General features: G+C 64.0%; 5 protein-coding genes. All 5 read right to left on the reverse strand.

What is annotated here, in order from left to right:
• Positions 1 to 1,171: hypothetical protein (locus EYB53_RS24805; RefSeq protein WP_135482209.1), on the reverse strand; the 1,171-nt coding region annotated here is incomplete at its 3' end.
• 2 nt (positions 1,172 to 1,173) lie between these two features.
• Positions 1,174 to 3,975: an AAA family ATPase gene (locus EYB53_RS24810; RefSeq protein ID WP_135482211.1), complete on the reverse strand. Its 2,802-nt coding sequence runs from the start codon at positions 3,973 to 3,975 to the stop codon at positions 1,174 to 1,176.
• 33 nt (positions 3,976 to 4,008) lie between these two features.
• Positions 4,009 to 5,379: a M48 family metalloprotease gene (locus EYB53_RS24815; protein ID WP_135482213.1), complete on the reverse strand. Its 1,371-nt coding sequence runs from the start codon at positions 5,377 to 5,379 to the stop codon at positions 4,009 to 4,011.
• A 10-nt stretch (positions 5,380 to 5,389) separates the two neighbouring features.
• Positions 5,390 to 5,827, reverse strand: a complete 438-nt coding sequence (locus EYB53_RS24820) for a hypothetical protein (protein ID WP_135482215.1) — start codon at positions 5,825 to 5,827, stop codon at positions 5,390 to 5,392.
• Positions 5,828 to 5,837: 10 nt separating this feature from the next.
• On the reverse strand, positions 5,838 to 6,245 hold the full coding sequence (locus EYB53_RS24825; RefSeq protein ID WP_135482217.1) for a hypothetical protein: 408 nt from the start codon (positions 6,243 to 6,245) through the stop codon (positions 5,838 to 5,840).
• Positions 6,246 to 6,324 lie beyond the last annotated feature (79 nt).

Consider the following 6,324-nt stretch of genomic DNA (forward strand, 5'->3'; position numbering starts at 1 on the left):
GCTCGCCGAGCAGGGTGAGGTCGGCGATCATGCGCTTGATGGGCGACGATGGCGCTGCGGCACGCTCTCGCTCGCGATAGTATTTCGCGTCCCATACGACGCCGGGCTCGCGCCAGAAGAGGACGCCGTTGTGCTCAACGCGGGCCGGGGCTGGCGCTACACGCCAGAGGTAGAAGTCGGGCCGGACGCCCGGTACGGCGTATTTGCGGAGCGGCGTTGCCCCCCAGCGGGCAGGCGGAATGGGGACGGCCTGATCGTGGCGGAGCTCGTAGACGCACGCGTCGTCGCCGTCGCCCCAGCGGAAGCGCAGCGCCATCTGCCCCTGGCGGGGGTTCACGCGCTCAAGGCGGCCTCGCTCCTGGAGCAGGTCGGCCAGTTCGTAGAAGATCCAGACCTGGTAGAGGTAGTTGTCGCGCTCGGGGTTGGCCCCCAGCACATCGTCGGTGGCCGGTTCACTCCGCCGCAGCAGGCGCAGGGCGCGGAGGCGCGCCCGCCACGCGAGCAGATCTTCGTAGGCGCTGTTGCCACCAGGGATGAGCCGCTCTTGTACCTGATGCTCCAGGCTCTCTGCGCCGCCCCGCGCTTGATCAAGCATGTGTTGGGCCGCGCCTCTGAGGCCTGCGAATTGGGGGAAGGCGAGTTCGCGCTCGCAGCGCTCGGCTAGTTCGTTGAGCGGGTGGCGCAGGGCCATGCTCCCGGCGGTCATCTGTTCGTCCCAGAGCAGACGCTGCACCTCGGTGTGATACTCTAGCAGGGTGATGACGGTGAGCAGGTTCTCTGGGGTGGCGAAGTCGCGCCGGCGCTGGCGGGTGTGGAGCAAGAGCGGGGCTTCGCCGGGGCGCTCGGCCCAGGCGCTGTCGAGGCTGCGTCCCCAGTCGATCCGTCCGCGGGCGGGTGGCTCTTCGACGATCAGGGTGCGCGGTGACGCAAAGCTGAGCCGCCGCACGATGCGCGGCAGGATGTCCTCAAACAACGCGTCGCGTAGCACAAAGACGGCACCCAGGTCGCGGTAGCGTTGCAGCGTTGCATCCATCCGCTCTGCGGCGTGGCTGGCGCGTGGGCCAATCAGGCGGCCAAAGCCGCCCTCGTCGTAACGCAGCAGTAAGGCAACCAGGCGCGCCTGCATCGCGCCATAGGCGGCCACCTCGGTGGGTGTTGGCAGCGGTGCCATCGCTACAGTCCGCGCTCGCCGACGAAGGCCCGGATCCGTTGCGCGAAGAGGCCGCGCCCGCCCACCGCCAACGGAGCTTCAAGGGCAAAGATGCGCCCGAGTTGGGCCGGGGTGAGTGTGGCGCTGTCCACTTCGTCGATCGCGTCGCCGTCGGGTTGATGATCGGCATTGCGAAGCTGGGCCAGGTGCCCCATCTGCCGGGCCACCGGCACGCTTCCGAGGATCTGGCGCACCTGTTCGGCAAAGCGCGTCGGGTCGCTAGCATGGTCAAGGTAGGCCAGCAGCACCCGCTGCTCGTCGCGGGTGAGCACCTGCAGTTGATCGGCGAGGGTGTCGGCCAGGCCCGCATCGAGGGCCTCTTCCCAGCCCATGCCGATCAGATGACCGCTGAAGAGGGCGCTACAGACGGCCTCGGCCTGGGCGGTGCCGAGCTGTCGGTAGACGCGGATGGTGCGGAAGATGCGCCAAAAGGTGTTGAGGGCGCGTGCGCCGTCTTCGTCATCCCACACCAACGCATAGCTTGGGGCGTCGCTCGCGTCGCGTTGAGTGCGGGTGATGGTGAGCACGTCCTCCCAGCTCAAGTCGTCTGCCGCCGCAGCGCCCCCGAGTTCGAGCAGCCCCTGTTCTTCGAGACGCCGCAGGGCGCGTGAAGCCGCAACGCCGCGTTCTGCGTCGGCCAGGTGTGGCCCTGGGGGCAGCACGTCAATGAAGGTGAAGCGGCGCTTCATCGCCTCGCTGATCTGGTTGAGGAAGTGCCGGTCGAAGCTGTTCAGCGTGCCAATGATGCGGAAGTCCTGCGGCAGGGGCACGTTCACCTCGCCATCGTCGGTCGGCACCGCCAACGGGCTGCGCTGCCCACCCAGGGTCGTGAGCAGGCTGCCGAAGGCGGCGTCGATTGGCGCTCGCGTAAACTCGTCGATCACAAGCCAGCGCCCACGACAGCGCTGATCGCCATCGAGCACGTCCGTCCGCTGGAAGGTGGTCGGTGGCGTGCTGCCATCATAACCAGCGTAGTTGCGCAGGACGGCCTTGGTGAGGGAGCCGTGGCGCACCTGGTAGACGAGGGTTGCGCGGCCATCTTCGCGGAGCACCTGGGGCGTAATGCCGCCGATCACGTTCCGCACGCCCCAGTCTTCGGTTGCAGTGACGACATCAGCCACATAGCCGTCCCGATAGACCAGGTGATCCTCGGGCGGCTCGGTCGGTGCGATCCGCGGATCAGTGCCCATCGTGCGTTGCACCATAGGATCCGCGTCGCGCCAGAGCACCCGCGGGAGCAGTGTGGCCAAGTGGGTCTTGCCGGTGCCGGGCGGGCCGCTGAGGATGACGTGATGCCCGGCGACGAGCGCACGATAGATGCGGAGCATAGTGCTGCGGTCGATGAGTAACACGCGCTGGATTTCGGCGATCCGCTCCTCAAGGACGCTCGGATCAAGGAGTGGGAGCGCAGCGTCGGTGATGGGTGGGAGCCCCGCCTGGCCGGCGCGGGCCTCCGTCAGATAGCCAAGGAAGGTATTGAGTGCGCGGGCGCAGTCGTTATCGTCTGGCAGCGGGCTCAGCGCCGCAGGGAGAGCCTGCCAGTACCCATCGCCCGTTGCCCGCACCAACCCCGCCTCCTCATACCATGCGACCAAGGCTTCCTGGTACGGCCAAGCCGCCGTAGGATGGGCCTCACCATCGAGCGGAGCGCGCAGGGCCGGCAACTCGTGGCGTCCGTCACCGCGTGGCACAAGCAGCGTCAGGGCGGCATAGCGGAGCACCTGGTTTTCAATGGCGCCGTCGAGGTACGGCCAGCGGCGATAGGTACTGCCGGCCTCATGTGGCTTGAGCAAGCGCAGCCGCAGAAGATCGCCGACGAGCGCTTCGGGATCAGGGAGTGCGGTGAGGTTCGCCACGGGCGGACTGATCCGGGCGAGGCGTTCGACGATCTGGGCTGGCGTATAGCTCGGCCCGTCCAGCAGCGCAGCGAGGCGCACATAGGGCTTCAGCGTAGTGCCGAGGGTGCGCGGCAGCGGCCCTGCGGATGGCAGCGGGATCACCGTGCCATCGCGAATGGCGTAGAGTCCATGCCCTGGGCCAAAGCGCTGGTCAACGGCGGCACGGATCTGGGCCAGGTCGCGATCAACATCTCCCGTGGGCGTGGCAACCAGATCGTGGAAGGTGGCGACGTAGGTGCGCTTATGCTCGCGCGAGACAATCGCCTCAAAGGTGTCGGGGTGGACGATGTGGAGCAGGGCCTCGCGCTGGGCGTAGGCTCGGCTGATCGGCAGGGCAAAGACCATCGCCTTGAAGGCCCAGGGGTCGGCGAGCAACTGCGTGCGCTCATCGGCAGGGAGGCCCTTCCAGGCGCGGGCAAAGTCGATCAGGAACCAGAGTTGGAAGGGCCGATAGGTCAGGAAGGCGGTGCCGACGCGGGCCAGACCGGTGTCGAGGGCCGCATCGAGCTCTGTGGGTATGGTCACGCCACGCGGCGACCAGCCGAGCACACGGTGAATGAGCGTGCGCTTGGCCCCGCCGCCGATGGTACCAGTGGCGATCAGCAGATGGACGTAGATCACCTCACCGGCGAGTTGGTAGATCGCCGGGTCGGCACCGGCGAGCTGCTTTTCGAACTTCTGCGCGAAGCTACCGCCGCTCGTGTCGGGGTCGTCGTTGAAGCGGCGGTGCAACTCGTTGAGCTTGGCCTGCGTCCAGATCGCCACGTCTGGCGTGAAGAGCGAACGGTCTTCACGGAGGCATAGCGCAACGAAAGCCTGAGCGGCATCGTAGAAGGGCTGCGAGGCGGGGAGATTGATGTGGGACATACATGCTCCGGTTCGAAAATAATCTTGGTTCTGCTACATACCCCGATCCGGGTAGAGATGGAATATGCTCCGCGTCCAGGGTTCCATCGGACGGACACCTTGAGCGTGCAAGGCGATGAAACTCACCTGAATGGAGCTAGAGAGTGTACGGTATAGGTCGTCGAAGGCCCAGTAGAGATTTGCCAAGTAGGTGGCCGTTTTCGGCTCCACGTTCGCCAGCATCCAGATCCGCGCCCGTTCCCTACGTTCTCCCGCAGGCGGGTAGCTGTTATCACCGCCATCAGCGTTCCCAAAGGTGAGCCGCGCTCGCGCTTGCTCAAGCAGTTCGACCAGAATGAAGAAGATATCGATGGCGGCACCCGGAACGTGCCGTGCATGACTAGACTCCCAGGCCTTGAGGACGATGCGCATACCAGTCTCGTCAGCGCGAAATTCGTCGTCCCAGGAGGTCTCCTGATAGGCGAAGATTTCATCGCCGATCTTTGCCAAGATGGCCTTGGCCGGATCGAGGTCGCCGTTGATCAGGTGACCATACTCGTGGGCCATCACGAAGAATTGGATCGGTTGCAGCCAATGGGCCGTGACCATCATCTTGAACGGATCCGGCAGTTGATTAAATGCGTATGGCGTCTTGCTTGGGTTCAGGGTCGTGAGGTAGGCAGCCATGAGCTTGTACAGGTCGGCCGCAACGATGGCCTTTACCTGATCTTTTGGCGAAAGTGCCTTCAACAGTACCGCCTCGCCAGGGGCAAGTCGCTCGATCTCGCTGCGGGTCAGGGACTGGATGGCCGGCTGCAGCGAGTTAATATAGCGGAAGAGGATCGGGATTGCTCGCAGCAGAAAGGCGAACCAGCCATTGTTGAAGAGAACCAGGGATTGCGCGGAGTCTGGCACGGGCATAACCCTGGCATGAAACTCGCCGGTTGGGAGGGTTCCAATAAGCGGGAGGCTGCTGGGGCTCAGGTTCAGCCTCGCGACCGCCTTCTCGATCAGCGGTTTGACGACGACCAGAGCGCGATGGAAGAGCGGGTGCTCGTACGGCGTCGGCATAGCGATTCGCCAGAACGCCTCAAACTGCTCAGGCGTGGCAGACAGTCGCAATGCTGTCGCCGCCAGTTCCTCCTCAGTGAGCACCCGACTGCCGGGGTAAACCTGGTCGAATAGCACCCGTAGCTGTGGATCGCTCATCAGGCGGTCTCGCTCCCGCTGGCGGTCTCGCTCGAAATCCTCAATCTCCGCCAATACCTGTTGGCGCAGTTGTTCAGGAGGGAGCTGGTTGAGCGCGGCCTGGAGCGATGTGCGCAGCTTCTCCGCTTCGATCTCGGGGAAGATGCCCACTTCGAGCATGGCGTGGAACTGGAGTTGCTGTAGATACTGCTCGGCCGTTAGGTTACTGTTGCTCAAATCGATCTCCTTACGGTAGCAGGAAGAAGGTGAAGACAGAGCCCAGAATACCGATCATCAGCGCGGTTGTTGCCATCATGATCCACTGCATCTGACGGGTCAGCAGCCGCTCACGTTGTGCCACGATCTCTTCGACAATGTCCAAGCTGATCTCGCCTGTCTTGGGGAAGTAGCCCACCATGAAGAGCAGGGCAGCGAGCGTGAAGCAGAGCGCGGGCGACCAGAGCAGCACGCGTGGCCAAAACGCCAGGGTTGGCATGGCCGCCTTAATGCCTGAGAATTCTAGTAGCGCAAGGTAGATCGGAATGGCCCCAATGCTCGTGGTGATCATGAACTTGCAGAATTCCCGCCCCACATCCGCTGAGTCGACGATCAACTTCTTGCCGGCCTCGTAAAGCGCTCGCGTGTGGGGCGTGAGAGTGCGTACAACGACGCGGTCTTCAGACATTGGAACCTCGCTACTGGATAACACAAACGATATTCAGCGGGCCGAAGGGCAATCCGCCCGGTGGCACCAGGAGCGATGCGTTGCTCACCCCGTTGGCGCGCAGATACTTACTGAGACCTGCCTGGTCGAAGTAGTGGGTCGATAGATCCGGTGGCGACCCGTCAGCCGGGTCGGCGAGCAACCCAATCATCTGGACGCGTTGGTAGCTTACCCGCGTCGGCTGGATAAGGTAGAACTCGATCATGAAGTCTTCGTCCTGCGTCGGGCAGGTGAACAACCGTGTGATTTTGAGCGGGCGCACTGGCAGCGGATTCGCGCCCAGGAAGGGAGCCCGCTCAATCTCCACCGCGTAGAAGTGCTGCGCCTTGCAGGCTGGACAGCGTCGGAGTAGGATCACGTCTTGAAGTTTCTCTGGCATTTTCTTTGTGCCTTCTTCCCTGCTGCTAGTGGTTGTCGTTCTTCCGATCCCACGCCTCCAACACCAACCGCCTCGTCCG

The organism is Candidatus Chloroploca mongolica (assembly GCF_004762035.2).
Taxonomy (GTDB): Bacteria; Chloroflexota; Chloroflexia; order Chloroflexales; family Chloroflexaceae; genus Chloroploca; species Chloroploca mongolica.